This window comes from Terasakiella sp. 4MB5A (assembly GCF_050058155.1).
Classification (GTDB): Bacteria; Pseudomonadota; Alphaproteobacteria; order Rhodospirillales; family Terasakiellaceae; genus Terasakiella; species Terasakiella halodenitrificans.
This window is the reverse complement of record NZ_CP188815.1, coordinates 1632232-1651597: the sequence shown is the minus strand read 5'-3', so window position 1 is coordinate 1651597 and position 19366 is coordinate 1632232. Positions and strand designations below refer to the sequence as shown.

Below are 19366 nucleotides of genomic sequence, written 5' to 3'. Positions count from 1 at the left end.
CCTAAAATGAAACGGGCCTGTTTTACCCCGAACAAAACAGACCCGATCTTTTGTTTCTTAATTTTTCAACGGCTTGCCCGTCTTCAACATATGTTGCATGCGTTCAATCGCGGCGGGTTTCGCACACAGTATAAGCACGTTTTCCAACTCGGTTGCCAATAATGACTTTTCCCAATCATCAGACAAAGCCGCCAACATGGTTTCATATGTCGTGCGTTCCACCAGTTCCTGATGACCACCTTCACTAAAAGACGGCTCAGCAACAGGTGACAAAGCACTCAAAGGCTCTGGTTTGAACGGTTTTTCTTTAAGGGCGAGTGCGCGTTTTTTCGCATCCATTAACAAACGATCCCGGTTCATAGTCACACCGTCTGTGGATCGCAGATATCCCAATTCTTTGGCATGCATGGCAGAACCGGACACCATTGCCCCGGAAATAACGCGGTATGCATTTTCAATGGCTTTGTCTGGTCCCAACATTTCCTGTGAACGGACCAACAATTCTTTCGTGCCGCCCCATGCCGGAATAATGCCGACATTATTTTCTACCAGCCCGATATAAAGTTCACTATGAGCCTGTACAGCATGGCAATGCATCAAAATTTCAACACCACCACCAAAGGCCCGCCCGGCAGGTGCGCCGACAACTGGTATTGAAGCATATTTCAAACGCATAAAGACCTGTTGACCATAGGCAATATAATCACGCACATAAGCTTGATCTTCGACCTTTTCGATCAAATCTGCCAAATTGGCCCCGGCGGCAAATAACGGTCCTTCGTTATATAAAACCAGTGCTTTGTTTTCAGCTTCAGCGCGTTCACGAATTTGATCAATATTTTCCAGCAATTCTTTGGGCAAGGTATTCATCTTCGTGCGAAATTCCAGTGCCCAAACATCATCGCCCAAATCCCAGACATTTGCGGTTTCGCTTTCAATCACACACGCCTTGCGTCGTTTCAAATCCGCCAAGGTCAGCACACCATCAGGACGTATGATTTCCACATACTGCCCCTGAGCATTGAGGCATTTTTCAACACCGTTTTCTTCAATATAAATCTGGCGCCCATCCGCATTGCGCAAGAAATCAGAAACCGGCAAACCGTCCGCATCCAGACGGGCAACAAATTTTTTGGTGCCGATCAAGTCGATCATTTCAAAAGGTCCGAAACGCCAGTTATAACCAAGCTTCATGGCCTGATCGACAGATGTAATTTCCCCCGCAACATCAGGGACCAAAGTTGTGGCGTAGTTCAAAACCTGTGACAGAACTTTCCAGCCATAAACACCGCCTTTATCCGGACTTGCCAACAGTTCAGCCAACTGGCCTTTCTTCAACTGTGCACTGGCGAGTTCGGATTTTTCAAAATTGCGATATTCAAGGTTTTGAAGATTGATCGTTTCTTTGATCTTTTTGCCATCATCAGTGCGGCTCAGACGGTAAAACCCCTGATAAACACGCCCTTTGCGGCCGTGATAGCCCCGTTCCACCATACCGACGATTTGTGGCAAAACGTCCCGATAAGGCGCAAACGCATCTGTTTCAGGCAATAGGCCACCCAAACTGGCCGTGACATCCGGCATCAAATTGATCCCGCATAAATCCCAAAGGCCGAAAATCCCGGTGCTGGGATATCCACACGGACCGGACATAATCGCGTCCGCGTCTTCAATGCTCAATCCATTGCGCACGGCTTCATAAACCGCGGCCTGCATCCAAAACACGCCGAGACGGTTGGCGATAAAACCGGGACGGTCCGCACAATGAATAACCGTTTTCCCCATCTGGTTGTCATTAAAAGAAGCAACGCGATCAACCGCACTTTGTTTGGTATCTTCCCCTTTGACAATTTCCAGCAAACGCATATGGCGCGGTGGATTGAAATAATGCGTCACGATAAAATCTTCGCGCAAACGCTGGGGCATGCCTTGCATCAATGTCGCCAACGGAATGGTGGAGGTATTGGACGATACGACCGATCCGTCTTTACGCACGGCCTCGATCTTTTGAAACAAGTCCTGTTTGATATCAAGTTTTTCAACAATAACTTCAACGATCCAGTCACAATCCGATAGAAGATTGAGATCGTCTTCGATATTACCGACACTCAGGCGTTTGACCGCCTCCTGCCCCATAAATCCACCATTGGCCCCGGCTTTGACAAAACGTTCCACCGCCCCTTGGGCAATGGCATTTCGATCTGTTGCCCCATCAGGCACAATATCCAGCAAGACAACCTCGGCCCCACCATTGGCCGCCTGTGCGGCAATGCCTGCCCCCATAACACCGGCCCCAATGACGCCAACTTTTTTAATATCCTGCGTCATTATAATTTCTCCACGATCATCGCGATACCCTGACCGCCACCAATGCACATGGTCATCAAGCCATAACGTCCATTGATACGTTCTAATTCATACAATGTTTTCAAAGTGATGATGGACCCTGTCGCACCAACCGGATGACCAAGGCTAATCCCACTGCCGTTCGGATTTACTTTTGCCGGATCAAAACCAAGCTCGCGTGAAACCGCCATTGCTTGTGCTGCAAATGCTTCGTTGGATTCAATTACATCCATATCAGCAACGCTTAACCCGGCACGTTGCAATGCTGCTGGTGCCGCACAAATGGGACCAAGGCCCATAACATTGGGGGCAACACCGCCAAAACCGTATGATACAATGCGCGCACGGGGTTTCAGGCCGCGTTTTTCCGCTTCGCTTTCGGTTGTTAAAACCATCGCGCAAGCCGCGTCATTAATGCCGGAAGCATTCCCTGCCGTGACAATGCCCTCTTTTTTAAAGGCAGGCGGTAATTTTGCCATACCTTCAACTGTTGCATCCATGCGGATATGTTCATCCGTATCAAAGGTAAACGATTTACGACCTTTTTTAACCTCAACCGGAACAATCTGGCTTTTGAAATAGCCTTTTTCCGTTGCGCTTTGGGCGCGACGATGACTTTCCACCGCATATTCGTCCAGTTCTTCACGGCTTAAACCATATTGTTCGGCAATGCGTTCGGCAGTCATTCCCATATGCCCACTGTCAAACGGGTCTGCCAGAACACCAGTTGTCATATCGTACAGGCGACCATCACCCATGCGTTGACCAAAACGTGCACTTTCCAAATAATAAACGCCCCGGCTCATGACCTCGGCCCCACCGGCCAAAGCCAGTTTACAATCGCCCAACATCAACATTTGCGCAGCTGAAATTAAAGACTGAATGGATGATCCACACAGACGGTTCATATGAAAGGCAACCGAGCTTTCTTTCATCCCGGCGTTCAAGGCAATATGGCGCGATAGATAAGCATCCTGCGCCCCGGTCGTGATAATATGCCCAAAGACAGAATGTTCGATATCTTCTGCCGGAACACCGGATTTTGAAATCGCTTCTTTGGCTGCAATGGTGCCAAGGTCTGCTGGGCTAAATCCACTGAGGCTGCCACCAAAACCACCGATCGCGGTTCTTGCACCATCAACAATAACTACATTTTCAAGGTTGGACATTTTTGTCTCTCCGTTTTCTTTGAATTCTTAGAATTGATCGTCGCTCAGTCCCCAAACGGCATCCGTGCCATCCAGAACGATACTGAGGCAGGCCTCAGCCTGCGGTAAAATGTGAGTAATATAAAAATCAGCACAGGCGATTTTCCCTTTGAGAAAACCCGTATTCGCATCACTTTGTTCCTGCTGCGCCATCGCAATAGAGGCCGCCTTCAACATCAGATAACCGCCAATGGCGTATCCCCAGACATCCAGATAAGCCACAGCGGTTGCCGCCACGTTTGCCGGGCCGGATTTGGCCCGTTTCAACATCAAATCCAAGGCCGCATCACAATGATCCAGTGATTTTAAAACCTTGGCTTTCCCATCTTGCAAACGCCCGTCCTGATATCCGATGACATCTTCTTTCCATTGCGCGAGCAAACGACGCGCCGTCGCACCTTCGTCACGCAATGTCTTGCGGAAAACAAAATCATTGGCTTGAATAGCCGTTGTGCCTTCATAAATCGTGATGATGCGGGCATCGCGGTAATATTGTGCTGCCCCGGTTTCTTCGATAAAGCCCAAACCGCCGTGAACTTGAAGACCAAGTGAGGTCATCTCCACCCCGCGTTCGGTGCACCATGCCTTGATAATCGGTGTTAAAAATTCCGCATCCGCCTGCACTGACTGACGACGTGTTTCATTTTCTTCATAATGGGCCAGATCAAGTTGCGCTCCGCCCCAATAGGTCAAGGCACGCATGGCTTGGGTCTGGCTTTTCATATGCATCAACAGACGGCGAACATCGGGATGTTTGATAATTGTATCACCGGGCTGTCCGTTAAACGGTACGCCCTGCACCCGTTCCTTGGCATAAGTCACGGCCTTCTGATAGGCCCGTTCCGCCAAGGATACACCTTGTAAACCAACTTCAAAACGCGCACGGTTCATCATCACGAACATATATTCCAACCCGCGATTTTCTTCACCGATCAGATAACCAACCGCACCGTCTTCATCCCCATAGGACATGACACAGGTCGGGCTGGCATGAATCCCCAATTTATGTTCCAGCGAAATCGCCCGCAAGTCATTTCGCGCGCCCAGACTGCCATCTGCATTCACCAGATATTTCGGGACGATAAACAAGGAAATCCCTTTGACACCTTCCGGTGCATCCGGTGTGCGCGCCAAAACAAGATGAACAATATTGTCTGATAATTCATGGTCCCCATAAGAAATAAAGATCTTGGAACCCGAAATCAGATAATGATCACCATTTGGTACCGCCTTGGTCCGAACAGCCGCCAGATCCGAGCCAGCTTGCGGTTCGGTCAGGTTCATGGTGCCGGTCCATTCCCCACTTACCAATTTGGGAAGGTAGCGTTCTTTCAAGGCATCACTGGCATGGCGTAAAATCGCATCCCCGGCCCCTTGGTTCAACAAAGGCCAAAGGGAAAAAGCAAGGTTCGCACTTTGAAACATTTCAGCGACACTGCCAGCTACAACTTCGGGGAAGCCTTGCCCGCCATAAGCCGTTGAACTGCCAAGACCAACCCAGCCGCCTTGCGCCACCGCATCATAGGCCGCTTGCCAGCCATCCGGCGTGACAACCTTGCCATCAATCAGTTTTGATCCTTGTTGATCCCCGGTTTCATTTAAGGGGGCGAGAACCTGTTCTGCCAGTTTTGCAGCTTCTTCGGTAACCGCCTCAACCATATCCCAAGACAAGTCGTCATTACCGATTTTATCAAAAATTTGATCGTAGTTCGCCATATGTCGCACGACAAAACGAATGTCGTCCAACGGTGCTTTATAAGTCGTCATTTATCTATTCCTTGTCCCAGATCAGGCGTAAAGGGCCTCAATTTCCGTTTCATATTTCTGCGTAATGCTTGCACGCTTGATCTTCATGGTCGCCGTGACTTCGCCGTCGTCATGGTCCAGTTCTTTGGTCAGCAGGTGGAATTTGCGGATATGGGCAACCGTTGCCATTTTCTCATTTTGAGTCTTAATCTCGTTTTCCACCAACTCCCGAACAGCAGGGTTTTCTGCTAAATTTTTGAAATTGGTATAAGCAATTTGCTGGCTTTCCGCCCATTGGCCGACCGTTTCAGGATCAATCTGGATCAAGGCGGAGACAAATTTGCGTTTTTCCCCAATCACAATACATTCCTTGATGTAAGGGCTGGCCTTCATGGTATTTTCAATTTCTGTGGGGCTGAGGTTTTTACCCCCGGCCGTGATCATGATATCTTTCAAACGATCAACTATGCGTACATGCCCGTCTTCGATGCGCACAACATCCCCTGTGTGCAGCCAACCATCAACGATGGTCTGTTTGGTGGCCTCTTCATTTTTGTAATATCCGGCAAAAACCAAATCGGATTTCACCAATAATTCGCCTGTTTCTTCATCTGCGCGTAGCTCGGCATTGAAAACACCGGGACCAACGGTACCAAGCCGGATATCTTGCAAGGTTTGTGACGTAACCATCCCAGTGGTTTCCGTCTGCCCGTAAACCTCGATAAACGGCAAACCGATGGTACGAAAGAAATTAAGGATAAAGGGCGAAACCGGGGCCGCCCCACTCATCACCGTATGGGCGCGACGCAAACCGACAAAATTCTGTAACGCGCGAAAGAATAACCAATAAGCCAACTGAAATTTCAATTTCTCGCCCAATGTGCGTTCATGGGCCGGTTTCAGATTAAACGGTTCACACATTTTCAGCATTTTTTGATAAAGGGCATAACGCCAGCCGCCAGCTTCCACCATTTTGATATGAATGGCAGATTGCAATTTTTCCCAAATACGCGGCACACCTAAGAACAAATGCGGTGCCACTTCGCGCACATCTTGCTGTACGGTGCGGATAGATTCCCCAAAATTCACCTGGTAGGCCCCGCAAATCGCGCCATATACGGTCAACAACTGTTCTGCCACATGGCACAAAGGTAAATAAGAAAGGTAACGTTCGCCTTGTTTAACGCCCAATGTTTCCAGCACGGCATGACCTTCTGCGCGCATATTTTTATAGGACAGCATCGCGCCTTTAGGGCGTCCGGTCGAACCGGATGTGTAAACCATCAAACCGATATCGGATAACGTCTGTTGTGCCAGTCCTTCTTCCAATGCCGCGAAATCGGCATCAGCACGTTTCGCACCAGCTTCGACTACATGATCAAACAAAAGAACCTTATCTGCCGGATAACTGCGAAAACCTTTATGTTCCAAAACGATGATCTTTTTCATTTTGGGCAGGCTGTCCCAGCTTTCCAAAATCTTATCTGTCTGTTCCTGATCTTCACAGACAATAACTTCCACATCCCCGTGTTCCAGAACGTAGGCGACCTCTTCGGCAGGGCTGGTCGGATAAACCCCGACTGAAATGGCCCCTAAAATATTCACAGCCATTTGGGACGTCACCCATTCCCAGCGATTTTCCGATAAAATGCCGAGGTGACTGCCTTTGAACAGTCCCAGTTCTTGCAAACCCAGCGCAAAATAACAGCTGCGCATATAATAATCGTGCCACGTAATCGGTTGCCAAATGCCATGATCTTTTTGACGCAAGGCAACCTCGTTGGGAATATTGCGGGCATGGGCCTGCAACATTTGCGGGATGGTCAATTCCGGTAAGGATATGTTCGCATTCATTCTTAAAACGTCCCGTATTCTTTTTCTTTTAGGAAAGCCAGCGTTTGCGGCGTTTATAATGTTTGACATCACGGAAGGATTTACTCTCGCCTTCGCCGTGCCCGCCCATGCCCAGATAAAATTCCTGAACGTCTGAATCGCTGGTCAGCACTTCTGTCGGACCATCCAGAACGATCTTGCCCGTTTCCATGATGTATCCGTAATCCGCAACGGCAAAGGCCATTGCCGCATTTTGTTCCACCAACAGCATGGAGGTTCCCTGCTCGTTATTGATCCGCGCGATAATGCCGAAAATTTCTTCGGTAAACAGCGGTGACAAACCAAGGGATGGTTCATCCAGCAAAATGATTTTCGGATTGGCAATCAAAGCCCGTCCGATGGCCAACATTTGTTGTTCCCCACCGGATAGATAACCCGCCAAACCGTCCCGGCGTTCATAAAGGCGAGGGAAATATTCATAGACCAGTTCAAAACGTTTTTTGGCCTTGTTCAAATCGTCGGCGTAAGTGGCGGCAGTCAGGTTTTCTTCAACGCTTAAATCTTCAAAAACACGACGGCCTTCCATGACATGAAACAAACCACGGCGTACCAGACCATGCGGGCTATCCTCACGAACGGCCTTGCCATCAAACATGATCTCGCCGGATTTGACTTCGCCTTTTTCCAGTTCCAACAGGCGTGAAATGGCTTTTAATGTCGTGGACTTCCCTGCCCCGTTTGAACCGAGGAGGGCGACAACCGCCCCCTTCGGCACAGACAGTGACAAGCCCCGCAACACCTGAACAGTGTTGTTGTAAACAACTTCGATGTTGCGGATATCCAAAATGGGTGACTCGCTTGTCATAAGTTTTTCCTTAGTCCAGATTGATCCAGTCGGAAGCTGCAACCATTTGTTTTTTTGCAGCATCGTACTGATAAACCCGACCAACCGGGACAGAGTTCCCTTTCACAGAAATAGGCACACCGATCACACCGCCAGTATCAAAGTCTTTAATGGCCTGCAGGCCGGCTTTCAGGTTCGCCCCGTTCAGTTCTTTGCCTGCTTTCACCGTATTGCGCGCCGCTTCCGCCATCATCATGGTGCTGAAGAAACCCTGCATATAGGCATTGCTTTGATAGGTGTCACGCATGGAACGGATCTTATCCAGCATCGGTGCATTGTCAGCTTTGGTGTAATAATAGTTATACGGCATTACGCCCATAAACCCGTCGGCAACATCACCCATTTTGCCAACCATTGAATTGTCCATAGACCAGAATGTACCCATGAATTTGGTCTTTAGGCCCATAGAGCGCGCTTGTGTGATAAATTCCGGGATCGGTGCCAGCACATAACCGTGGAAGATCACAAAATCAGGACGCGCACGGCGCATTTTTAAAACTTCTGTGGACACATCCACACCACCCGGTGCGGTGGAGATCACAAGGTTCATATCAAGGCCGAGTGCCTTGGCGCTTGCTTTGGCCCCTTCAACCGGATCACGACCGAATTCTGTATCAGAATGTACAAAACCAACTTTTGCACCCGGTTTTTCCTTGGCAATATATTCCAGCAAAATACCAACCATGTCGGTATAACTTGGCCCCGGAATAAAGATATTCGGGTATTTCTTCGGATCATCCAACTCAGATGCAAAGGACGCGCCCGCCATCAACATTTTCCCAGAACGATCCAGTTCTGGTGCGATGGTTTTGGAAAAGGCCGTTGAATCCCCATAATAAAGATTTACATCATGCTGGCTGGTGATTTTATTAAAGGCCGCAACGGACGCATCCACCTTGTAAGCCGTATCTTCCGGCACGTAGACCAGTTTGTGTCCTTCAATACCACCATTGTCGTTGGTGATCTTCACCGCGTCTTGAATACCGGCATGAACACCGACACCGGCAAAGGCAAAGACACCTGTCAATGGAATGGAACCGCCGAGAACGATATCCTTTTTATCAGCTGCATGTGCTGCACCAACCATTAGGCCGGTGCCCAGTGCAACGGCTGTAGCCCGTTTTGCTATCTTGTGAAAAATAGACATTGATTACTCCCTGTTAGGATCGTGTTTAAGTTAAAATTTGACAGTTTATTATTGTCTCAGGTCCGAAACGGCCAGAGATGGAAGAACCGCCGGATATTGCGCCAAATCTCGGCCAAACCGTCCGGTTCGAAGATAAGGAAAAAGATGATCAACCCGCCAAAAACGATGATCCGTACAGGTGACATCACTGCAACCGCATCCGGCCAAATCGGGGATAACACGCCCACCATCATTTTCAGAATTTCCGGCACCATCGTCATAAAGACCGCACCCAAAATACCGCCGAGGATTGAGCCCATGCCGCCAACGATAATGGCTGCCAAAAAGAAGATCGACATCATCAAGGGAAAGCTTTCCGGCGTAATCACACGGAAGAAATAAGCCCATAGCCCCCCAGCGACACCGGCGTAAAAAGACGAGATCGCAAAGCTCAACAACTTATAACGCAACAGACGGATGCCAAGAACTTCAGCAGAAATATCGCGATCACGAATGGCGATAAAGGCACGCCCGATGCGGGTACGAAACAGGTTCGCCGCCCCAAATAACATCACGACCGTAATCGGCATAATGATCCAATAAACCTGATTAGGCTGCACCAGTTCAAATCCGAAGATAGACGCAGGCGGCATGGTCAGACCGGACACACCGCCTGTCACGCTTGTCCAGTTTGCAAAAACAAAATGCAAAATGACAGATGCCGCAATCGTTGCAATCGCCAAATATAAGCCCTTGACCCGCAGGCTCGGTAATCCAACGACCACACCGACCAAAGAGGCCGCACCACCTGCAATCAGCAAGTTTAACAAAAACGGTGTCCCGGCGTTGATTTCAAGGATTGCGACCGTATAGGCGCCAACGCCCATAAAGGCAGCCTGGCCTAAACTCACCAGGCCGGTAAATCCGGTTAAAATGTTCAACCCGGTCGTGCTGACAATATTGATCAAAACCAGACAAACCAGATAGCTGATATATTGTCCGCTGATAAAAGGCAGAACCAACAAGGCAGCTGCCAAGGCGACCATCCATGCGCGCTGCACGTTCGTGTCGAACAGGGCTGCATCGTGGAGATAATTTTCTTTTGCTGTACCAATACGCATATCACTTACAACCGTTCAATTTCATGTGTACCGAAAAGTCCATAAGGACGAACGACGAGAACCAGAACCAGCAGACAGAAGGTCGCCAACATCTTGTATTCCCCGCCCAAATAAGCCCCGGCGTAGGTTTCAATAATGCCGACCAATACCCCGGCAATCAAAGCACCCAACAGGCTGTCCAAACCGCCGACAATCACGACAACCAGTACAGACAGGCCGTACACCCCCATGTTGGGTGAAATTCCGCCGATGGAACCGACCAGAATGCCCGCCCCGGCAGAAATCATCGCCGTAATGACCCAAACACTGGAAAAAACACCGGGAACATTAATCCCCATTGAATAAGCAGCTGCCTGATCACCCGCTGTTGCGCGCAAGGCAACACCGCCACGCCATGTGCGGAAAATAATCAGGAAAAGACCCAGAACAACCGCTGCAATGGCAAAGGCATAACCGACCTTGGATGATAAATAGGCTTCGCCGATAAAGATCGGATCAGATGGCATAAACTCGACCAGACGCTGCGGGTTTGCCCCCCAGATAATCTCGACCAGACCAACCAGAACACTGCCTAAACCGATGGTGACCATAAAGATGGAAATTGCGCTTTCCCCCAACATCGGGCGAATGATCAAACGTTCAATCACGCCACCCATCAGGCCTGTCACAAGGATCGCCAACGGAATGGCCGCCCACATCGGCAAGGCTAGCCCCGCGCTGAACCCCATGAAAACATAGGCACCGAACATCAATATCTCGCCGATTGCCATATTGACAACACGGGTCGCCTTATAAATCAGAACAAGGGCCAAACCGGTCAGGGCATAAAGACCACCACTGCCGATCCCGGCTAATCCGATTTCGCTGAAAAATAACCAGTCCATAGCTTATTTTCCCTCCTTGAATTTCTTGCGAAGGGCCGCAACATCACCCGAACCCAAGTAAGCGGAAATCACATCGGGATGCGCCTGAACATCACCGGGCAAACCTTCGGTAATGACTTTGCCAAAATTCAAGCAGACCACATGATCAGACAGATCCATGACCAGTCCCATGTCGTGTTCCACCATTAAAACCGTCACCCCCCATTCTTCTTTCACATCCAGAATGAAACGGGCCATATCTTCGGTTTCTTCGCGGTTCATGCCCGCAACAGGTTCATCCAGAAGCAGGATTTTCGGCTGCATGGCCAAGGCACGCGCCAGCTCCACCCGTTTTTGCAAGCCATAAGACAGATTGGCGACGGATTGATTGCGGATATGATCAATTTCCAGAAAATCAATGATACGTTCTTCGACTTCACGGCGCAGTTCACATTCTTCACGGCGTGCGCGCCCAAAATAAAATAAAGCATCCAGTACGTTGGTTTTCAAATGGGCATGACGGCCCAGTTTGATGTTGTCTAAAACCGTCATCCCTTTAAACAAGGCAATGTTTTGAAAGGTTCGCGCCATGCCTCTCTCGGCTCGTTCCGGCGCTGTTACTTTATTCAAGTTTTCACCTAAAAAACGCACATCGCCTTCACTCGGTTTATAAAAACCGGAAATGGAATTAAACAAAGACGTTTTTCCCGCCCCGTTCGGCCCGATCACAGACGTAATCGAGCCCTCTTTCACACTGAAAGACACGTTGGACAGCGCTTTAACTCCGCCAAATGACAGGCTGACACGGTCCACCGCCAATATTTCCTGATTTAAGAGCGGAGGTTCTATCGACCGCGCACTCTGTGATACTTGCCTCATCTGCATTGCTTTCTTCTTTTGAAGTTTCCCTGTTAATGCTCTTTATCGATCCAGTATTTCGAGGTTACCGGATCATCGAAATTGACACCCACACCCAGCAGGCCTTTTTCAAAATCGAGAATATGTTTCTTCATCCAACTCAGCGCCTTATCCCGATCACCGGCTTCCAACGCCTCCAGCAAGATACGGTGTGCGTCATAAAGACGTTGCGCCCCGATCGGCGCTTTTTCAAAAATCTGCTGCGTGGACGCATAAATCAGCTGGCCAACCGGTTCATACGCCATAACCATCACGGCATTTTCTGTTGCCCGCGCCAACGTGGTGTGAAATTCCATATCCAGTCGTGCCAGCGTTTCCGGTTCGCTCATTGCCATGCGGGTTTGAGCCAAGTTTTCGCGCAACGCGCTAAACAAGGCTGCATTATCGTGCTGCAAGGCATTTTCAATGGAGGCCATTTCAACAAAACTGAGATATTCCACCAAATTACGGTAAGTCGCGCGCTGCATCAAAAGGGTGCGCTTGATTTGTGCACTCATCAAATTGCTTTTTGGACGATCCACACTCAATCGTCGTCCCTTTCGGCGTGTCAATAGGCCCAGATACTCAAGGACGCGCACCCCTTCGCGTATAGTGTTCCGACTAACGCCAAATTGCTTTTCCAATTCAGCTTCCGTACCAATTTGGTCACCTTGGGAGAGCTCCCCGCGCATAATTTTCATTTCAATCGCTTCAACCACCTGATTAAAGGCAGGTTGAAGGGATAACTTCTCAAACATCCAACAGCCTCCCTTATTTTAATTATGGTTTAGACGATCTTCTGATTTTCGTATTGTCGGACAATAGGACTTTATGAAATTATGTTCGCCAATCAAGCCTTTTTTGAAACTTTATTATGTGCAGTGCAGCGATGCCTTATATCCCCTGCGTCAAGTGCGACACATCTGCACACCACCAAACCACCAATGTTTAGAATTAAGAGGGAATGCGTAAAAGATTCGGGGCGAACAACCCTGATGACAAGTACGTTAATCTCCACTATATTCGCGAGAATCAGCACGCCTTTGTTCAAAGGCTCAATCGGGACTCTCGTACTTCTTATGAAAAAACAAAAATTCGAAAAACTTGAAATCTTACCTGCCTATCGTCAGGTCGCTGATGCAATCGAACAGCAAATCATGGAAGGCCTGATCAAACCCGAAGAACCCATCGGTACAGAAGCCGATCTTGTCGAACAATTTGGTGTAAACAGATCCACCGTTCGCGAAGGCATCCGCCTGTTGGAACAAAGCGGCATGTTGCGCCGGGGGGAAAAACGTCGCCTTTATGTGTCCTTGCCCGGGTATGACAAACTGGCAACACGCATCAGCCGATCCTTGGTCCTGCATAAAGTTACCTTTCGGGAACTGGTGGAATCACTGGAAATTCTGGAACCAAAAACCATTGAATTGGCTGCCAAAAATATCACCGATGACCAGCTTGATCGTTTAGAACGTAATGTACGCGAGACAGAAGAAAAACTGGACGATAAAAACGAACTCGCCCGCCTTGATACCGAATTTCATAGTATTTTAGCCGAAGCCGCCCAGAACCGCGTCTTTATTCTGGCACGCGAGCCTTCCGGTTTGCTCATTTATCCGGCCACACAATATATTTTTGAAACCGTCCCGGAAGCCCCATCCCGCCTGTTGGAAGCACATAAAATCATGCTCAACGCGCTACGCGAACGTGATGTGGCAGAAGCAAAATCATGGATGCATAAACATGTGCGCGATTTTGTTAAAGGCTTATTGCGCACTGGTGTCGATCTGGACGGCCCCATCGCCAAGCCGCATCTGGAACATTTGTTCAGCTTAGATACTTATCTCTAAAGCCTACAGACATTCTATGTGTATTCCCTTATTGAACATAAGAACAATATATTATAGGCTTCAATTCAACTTCGGATAAAATCAACGCTCCAGAAAATCGCTAAAACAGGGAGATTAAGCACCGTGTCTTTCACAAAATGTTTTCTTTTGTGCTGCCTTTTTGCGGTTCTTGGCGCCTATTACAATCCCGTATACTCAGAGGATATTCCCCCACTGAAAGTCGCGGTATCCTTGGAGATGATTAAAGGCCTTCCAAAAGATGCACGCTGCCTGGAACGAGTGCAAGAAACACTCCCGAATGCATCTATACTAGATATGCCATGGAAACGGATCATTCAATCCTTACAATCAGGGAAATCTGATATAACCCCCTGCATCTTCAAAACACCTGAGCGCGAAACCTTTCTGGACCTCTATGGCCCAATTGCCATGCTGCCGATTATCCTCGTGCGCCGAAACGCACAGAATATCCACCTTGGTAACATCAAGAATTACCACGGAGTTTTCTTGCGCGGCACATCGCTGATAAAGGACTATACCAATAAAACCATGCGCGTTTCGGAAACCTCGCGCATCCCCAATATTCTGGAACTTATTCGAAACGGCCGGGCGGATTATTCCCTTATGCCGGGGAATTTCATCGAAGATCGCAACATCACCGATCTCAATATAAACGTGATTGATGAAATCCCGCTTTATATCGGCATCAGTAAGAAATCTCCCCAAAAGACGGTAATTTGGAACCAGTTATCCGATCATGTTCCAATTGCCAGTCGCAACATACCAGCACCCAATCGTTAAGCCCTTTATCCCTCCATAAAAAATGGCTCTATCATTAAAATGATAGAGCCAGTCCCCCTTAAAATAAGGGCAATAAACCAAATCTAGGGATTATTTGGTCTAAGTTCGTAATTTATGCTGTTCTGGCAAAATACAAGTCTTCAAGTCGTTGTAAATCCACGGCTTCACGCGGTTCGGACAAGGTAACTTTACCGGCCTGCATCAAATAAACATGATCGGCAATTTTTAGGGCCTGATTGGTGTTTTGTTCCACCAGTACAATTGTCATCTTATCCTCTTTCAATTCCCGAAAGATTGAAAAAATTTCATTGGTCATCACCGGAGACAAGCCAAGGGAAGGTTCATCAACCAAACAGATTTCAGGTTCTTCCATCAATCCCCGGCCAATGGCCAGCATTTGCGCTTCACCACCGGATAAGGTTCCCGCTTCCTGATTGCGCCGTTCTTTCAAACGTGGAAATAACTGGAAAACATGATCACGGTTTTTTTCCATCGATTTGCGTGTTTTCTTCGGATAAGCCCCCATGATGAGGTTTTCTTCCACGCTTAAATCAGAAAAGAGCAAACGCCCTTCCGGGATCATAACCAAGCCATCGTTAATCCGGTTCCACGTCGGTTCCTTAACGTAGCTTTGTCCCTTGAAACGAATATCACCTGCACGCGGTTCAATCAGCCCCATCAGGGTTTTCAAAAACGTACTTTTCCCGGCACCGTTCGGACCTACAATTGTTGTGGTCCGTCCGGCTTCAAATGCCAGCGACAAATCCCAAAAGACTTCCATCGCCCCATAACCGGCACTTAATTTTTCAGTCTCAAGCAGGTACTTCACCGGTGTAACTCCTTACTACTTCTGGGTTGCGGAAGGTTTCTTCGGGATCGCCATCGGCAATAACCTTGCCGAAGTTAAAGACCACAACGCGGTCACACATATTCATAATCGTTTCAATATCGTGTTCAATCACAATCATGGACAGGGAATACTTCTCGCGAATGTCCTTCAAGGTTTGCATAAACAGCTTTTTACTGGTCGTTTCCAAACCCGCCAAAACTTCATCCAGCATTAACAAAGTCGGTTCCGTCGCCAACGCTTTGGCAACTTCAAGGGCTTTGCGCTCTGTCAAGGCCAGTTCGGTTGCCGCGTCTGCATCTGCCTTATGCAACAGATTGACAGATTGCAAAATTTCATCAATTCGCTCTTGCTTAACCTTGCCATCGGGACGGCCAAAACGTTGAGCCACGATCAGGTTTTCGCGTACGCTCAATTCATGCATGGGTTGGGGAATTTGAAATGTCCGCCCGATCCCGAACGTCACGCGTTGATGCATGGAAGATTTCAAAATATCATGCCCGTCATAGGTTACACTTCCCGACGTTGGGCGCACAGTGCCAGACAAGACGTTGAAACTTGTCGTTTTCCCCGCCCCGTTCGGACCAACCAGCCCCAGAACTTCATGTTTCTGAACTTCAAAACTCACGTCCTGAAGGGCACGTACACCGCCAAAATTCACACTTAGATTTTCGACTTTAAGCATGTTGTGCCTCCCCCCGTTTGTTATCTGCTTTTTTTCGCGTAAACAGGTTGGTAATCACCGGCAACAAACCCGATGGACTGAGAATAATCATCCCGGCCAACATGACACCAAGGATCAATTGGTGCCCTTGCGGTATCAGGTTTTTAAAGACCAGTTGATCGACCAGATAAATAAACAGCGCCCCTAAAACCGGTCCACTCAACGTTCGGTAACCCCCAAAAATTGCCGCAACAATCGGAAAGACCGTCCATGTCCCGGAAAACGCATAATCAGGTTCTAGAAAGTTAATATAATGCGCATTAAACGCCCCGACCGCACCGGTCATAAAGGCCGATACCAGCAACATAACAACTTTCAAATAGGTAGCAGGAACCCCGACAATCCGTGTTGCCAGTTCAGAATCATGCATGGCTTTTAACGCCAAGCCATAAGAACTGCGACGGATGAAATAATAGGTAATCAACATCAGGGTAACAATATTCAAAATAACGATATAGCCCCCTAATTTTGTCCCAAAATCAACCCCGGCAAAAACAGGCAAAGACGGAATACTGAGCAACCCACCGGCACCACCGGTCAAGCCCGTGGCTTCGGTTGCCAAAATTTTAAAAATCTCGGCATAAGCCAAAATAGACAAGGCAAAATAAGGACCGCGTAATCGAAGCGCCGGCATCATAAAGATAGATGATAAACTCGCACCAATCCCACCAACAACAAGAGCGACAAAGACGGGCACCCCATAATCCATCGTCAAAACAGCCGACGTATAAGCCCCAACACCAAAGAAAGCGGCGTGTCCGAAACTGACCATCCCGCCGAGATTACCGAGCAAGGCCCAGGCCACCGCAACACCGGCAATAATTAAGGCCGATGCGACAAGACCGATCAAATAATCATTGCCGCCAAGGAAAAACGGAACGCCAAGATACATGACGGCCAACATGAGTGCAGAAATTTTAATATTCATCTTAATGGCCCCCCTTTTTCCCGAACAAACCGGACGGCATAACCAACAAGACCAAAAGGAAGACGGTCATACTTGCCAGTTCGGAAAGTGAAGATTGGAAAAACGTTGTCGTCAGCCCTTCAATGACACCAATCATCAAGGCCCCGACCAGCACACCGGGAAGAGACCCCATACCGGCAAGAACAGTGATAATAAAGGCTTTGATGGTCAGGCTATGACCAATTGGGGGATGAATAACGCTGGTGACATATAACATAACGCCTGCCAAGGCTGCCAAAACACCGGCAATCCCCCATGACCAAAGCTCTGCCTTGGTTGGGTTCATTCCCATCAATTTGGCCGCATCCCGATTTGACGAGACCGAGCGGATTGCCCGACCATGCCATGTATGGTTTAACCACCAGTAAAGGCCACCCAACGCACACAGACCAACAACAAACGCAAGCATTTCGCTACGCATACTAAATAAAGAGTCCGCAATCACCAGACCTTCCATAAACCACGCGCTTTGTGTCGAATAAATATCGGCGGAAAACACCATCAACAAGCCGTTGGTTAGGACGATCCCTAAACCAAACGTCAGGATCAGAGAATTAAGTTCCCGATCTTTTTTGATTTTATTGGTTAGATAAAAGGTAATCAGGGAGGCTGCAATCACAACCGCCATAGCAATCGGCATTGCCAATAAAGGATTAATTCCGGTTTGACTTTCAACTGCGTAAGCGATGTATGCAGCTAACAACACCAGCTCGCCATGCGCGAGATTAATTACCTTCATCGTCCCGAAAACGAGAGCCAGCCCAACGGCAACAAGTCCGTAAAAGCCTCCCATCAACAGGCCTGTGAAGATCGCCTGGGCCGTAAGTTCCATCTTTCTTCTTCCTTCAGGTCCCCGGGCCGAAGCCCGGGTTATATGTTATTGCTGAATTTTTACTGCCAAGGTGTTCCGGGGAACACTTTCTCGCCTGTCTTCGAAGCCGCAGGCCAAACAAGTGGAATGGTCCCTTTTTGATGCTGACCGACACGCTGGACAAATTCCGGGTTGTCGCCATATTCATCAAAACGAACTCGACCAGAGATGGTTTCTTCATCCGTCTTGCGCAGTTCCTCTGCAATACCTTTCAGGTTCAACTCATTTTTATCAAACGCACGCACAATGGCTTCGCCTAGTAAGCGGGTTTGAACGTATCCGAATTGTTCCAGATAGCTCGGTTCATCTTTGAAGTTGGCTTTAAATGCCTCGTAGAAGAGTTTTTGTTTTGGCGAATTGAAAGAAACCGGAAACGGTAACATCGCTGTCCCATACACATTTTCCATCAAATCCGGGAATTCTTTCGCCATCTTGCCAGTCGCCAAGGACCAAACACCGATCATGGCTTTTACATCGGGTTTCAATAATTTTGCCGCCCGCAAGATACCAACATATTCACTTTCATACCCAACCATGAGGATGGCTTCGGAACGATCACGCAGTTTGATTTTATTTACGATGGATTTAAAATCTTTAACATGGGCATCATATTCGTGCGTGGAGACTTTCAGCCCTTTTTCACTTAACTTCTTCTCAATATAGCCTGCCATTTTGTGTGTGGCTTCTTTATTGGAATAAGCGATTGAAATGCTTTTCAGGCCCATCTCATCGACCAAACCGACAATAGCCTTACCGTAACCCGCCGCACTATTGATACGGAAGAACCCTTCGTGACCACGCTTTGACAAAGCCGTCGCAACACCGCCAAAGGTAATATAAGGAATGTTCGCCTTATTCGCGGCTTCAGACGCCGGACCAATAACGCCAGATGCGTAACCACCACTAAAGGCAATCACACCTTCACTTGCCAGTTTCTCAACGGCACTGACAGCTTTTGCGGGGGAGCTTTCATCATCAATGGTTTTAAGTTCGAATGTATGCTGACCTGCATATTTATCATTCAGCACCTTGATACCTGTCATAACACCACGGTGGGAACCCGTACCAACACGTGCGAGTTTACCGCTCAGCGGTGTATGTTCCCCAATAACGAAATTTGCCGAATGAGCCGGGCCGGAAAAACCGACACCTAATGCCAACCCCAGTGCACAACCGATAAATCCGGAAAGACTTAAAAACTTCATGTTCGCCTCAACCTGTTTGTGTTTTTACTACTCTCGCGACGCAATTCGACATTTGAA

The 19366-nt window shown here is 48.3% G+C and carries 17 protein-coding genes; 2 read left to right on the top strand and 15 right to left on the bottom strand.

The genetic code is table 11. From position 1 onward, the window contains the following. Positions 1–57 precede the first annotated feature (57 nt). Genes ACI0FF_RS07650 through ACI0FF_RS07605 form a run of 10 tightly spaced genes read right to left on the bottom strand, consistent with a single transcriptional unit; the run spans position 58 to position 12802 of the window. Positions 58–2328, bottom strand: a complete 2271-nt coding sequence (locus tag ACI0FF_RS07650; protein WP_419799515.1) for a 3-hydroxyacyl-CoA dehydrogenase/enoyl-CoA hydratase family protein — start codon at positions 2326–2328, stop codon at positions 58–60. Continuing rightward, the gene (gene bktB, locus ACI0FF_RS07645; protein ID WP_419799514.1) at positions 2328–3515 is read right to left on the bottom strand and encodes a beta-ketothiolase BktB; all 1188 of its coding nucleotides are present in this window, start codon (positions 3513–3515) and stop codon (positions 2328–2330) included. The genes ACI0FF_RS07650 and bktB overlap by 1 nt, the downstream gene beginning before the upstream one ends. Before the next feature lie 27 nt (positions 3516–3542). Further along, positions 3543–5321 (bottom strand): acyl-CoA dehydrogenase, encoded by a 1779-nt coding sequence (locus tag ACI0FF_RS07640; protein WP_419799513.1) that lies wholly within the window; start codon positions 5319–5321, stop codon positions 3543–3545. Positions 5322–5342: 21 nt separating this feature from the next. Next, the gene (locus ACI0FF_RS07635; RefSeq protein ID WP_419799512.1) at positions 5343–7154 is read right to left on the bottom strand and encodes an AMP-dependent synthetase/ligase; all 1812 of its coding nucleotides are present in this window, start codon (positions 7152–7154) and stop codon (positions 5343–5345) included. A 28-nt stretch (positions 7155–7182) separates the two neighbouring features. After that, positions 7183–7998 (bottom strand): ABC transporter ATP-binding protein, encoded by an 816-nt coding sequence (locus ACI0FF_RS07630; protein WP_419799511.1) that lies wholly within the window; start codon positions 7996–7998, stop codon positions 7183–7185. A 10-nt stretch (positions 7999–8008) separates the two neighbouring features. Then, entirely contained in the window at positions 8009–9184 is a 1176-nt protein-coding gene (locus ACI0FF_RS07625) for an ABC transporter substrate-binding protein (protein ID WP_419799510.1), read from the bottom strand. A 56-nt stretch (positions 9185–9240) separates the two neighbouring features. Further along, positions 9241–10284 (bottom strand): branched-chain amino acid ABC transporter permease, encoded by a 1044-nt coding sequence (locus ACI0FF_RS07620; protein WP_419799509.1) that lies wholly within the window; start codon positions 10282–10284, stop codon positions 9241–9243. 5 nt (positions 10285–10289) lie between these two features. Next, positions 10290–11168: a branched-chain amino acid ABC transporter permease gene (locus ACI0FF_RS07615; RefSeq protein ID WP_419799508.1), complete on the bottom strand. Its 879-nt coding sequence runs from the start codon at positions 11166–11168 to the stop codon at positions 10290–10292. Between the two features lie 3 nt (positions 11169–11171). Beyond that, positions 11172–12026, bottom strand: a complete 855-nt coding sequence (locus ACI0FF_RS07610; RefSeq protein ID WP_419799507.1) for an ABC transporter ATP-binding protein — start codon at positions 12024–12026, stop codon at positions 11172–11174. A 32-nt stretch (positions 12027–12058) separates the two neighbouring features. Then, positions 12059–12802, bottom strand: a complete 744-nt coding sequence (locus ACI0FF_RS07605) for a FadR/GntR family transcriptional regulator (protein WP_419799506.1) — start codon at positions 12800–12802, stop codon at positions 12059–12061. 321 nt (positions 12803–13123) lie between these two features. Here ACI0FF_RS07605 and ACI0FF_RS07600 point away from each other — a divergent pair, with 321 nt between their 5' ends. After that, positions 13124–13894 carry a FadR/GntR family transcriptional regulator gene (locus ACI0FF_RS07600; RefSeq protein WP_419799505.1) on the top strand — a complete coding sequence of 257 codons (771 nt, stop codon included), beginning with the start codon at positions 13124–13126 and terminating at the stop codon, positions 13892–13894. Positions 13895–14131: 237 nt separating this feature from the next. After that, a complete protein-coding gene (locus ACI0FF_RS07595; protein WP_419799504.1) occupies positions 14132–14695 on the top strand; it encodes a substrate-binding periplasmic protein in 564 nt (187 codons plus the stop codon). 112 nt (positions 14696–14807) lie between these two features. On the opposite strand, the gene ACI0FF_RS07590 is transcribed toward ACI0FF_RS07595, so the two are convergent. The 5 genes from ACI0FF_RS07590 to ACI0FF_RS07570 are packed head-to-tail and all read right to left on the bottom strand — an operon-like array spanning position 14808 to position 19309. Further along, entirely contained in the window at positions 14808–15524 is a 717-nt protein-coding gene (locus ACI0FF_RS07590; protein WP_419799503.1) for an ABC transporter ATP-binding protein, read from the bottom strand. Next, on the bottom strand, positions 15508–16227 hold the full coding sequence (locus ACI0FF_RS07585) for an ABC transporter ATP-binding protein (RefSeq protein WP_419799502.1): 720 nt from the start codon (positions 16225–16227) through the stop codon (positions 15508–15510). Before ACI0FF_RS07585 ends, ACI0FF_RS07590 begins: the two co-directional genes overlap by 17 nt. Then, positions 16220–17194 carry a branched-chain amino acid ABC transporter permease gene (locus tag ACI0FF_RS07580; protein WP_419799501.1) on the bottom strand — a complete coding sequence of 325 codons (975 nt, stop codon included), beginning with the start codon at positions 17192–17194 and terminating at the stop codon, positions 16220–16222. Before ACI0FF_RS07580 ends, ACI0FF_RS07585 begins: the two co-directional genes overlap by 8 nt. Position 17195: 1 nt before the next feature. Continuing rightward, the gene (locus ACI0FF_RS07575) at positions 17196–18065 is read right to left on the bottom strand and encodes a branched-chain amino acid ABC transporter permease (RefSeq protein ID WP_419799500.1); all 870 of its coding nucleotides are present in this window, start codon (positions 18063–18065) and stop codon (positions 17196–17198) included. Between the two features lie 59 nt (positions 18066–18124). After that, a complete protein-coding gene (locus ACI0FF_RS07570; RefSeq protein ID WP_419799499.1) occupies positions 18125–19309 on the bottom strand; it encodes an ABC transporter substrate-binding protein in 1185 nt (394 codons plus the stop codon). Between the last annotated feature and the right edge of the window lie 57 nt (positions 19310–19366).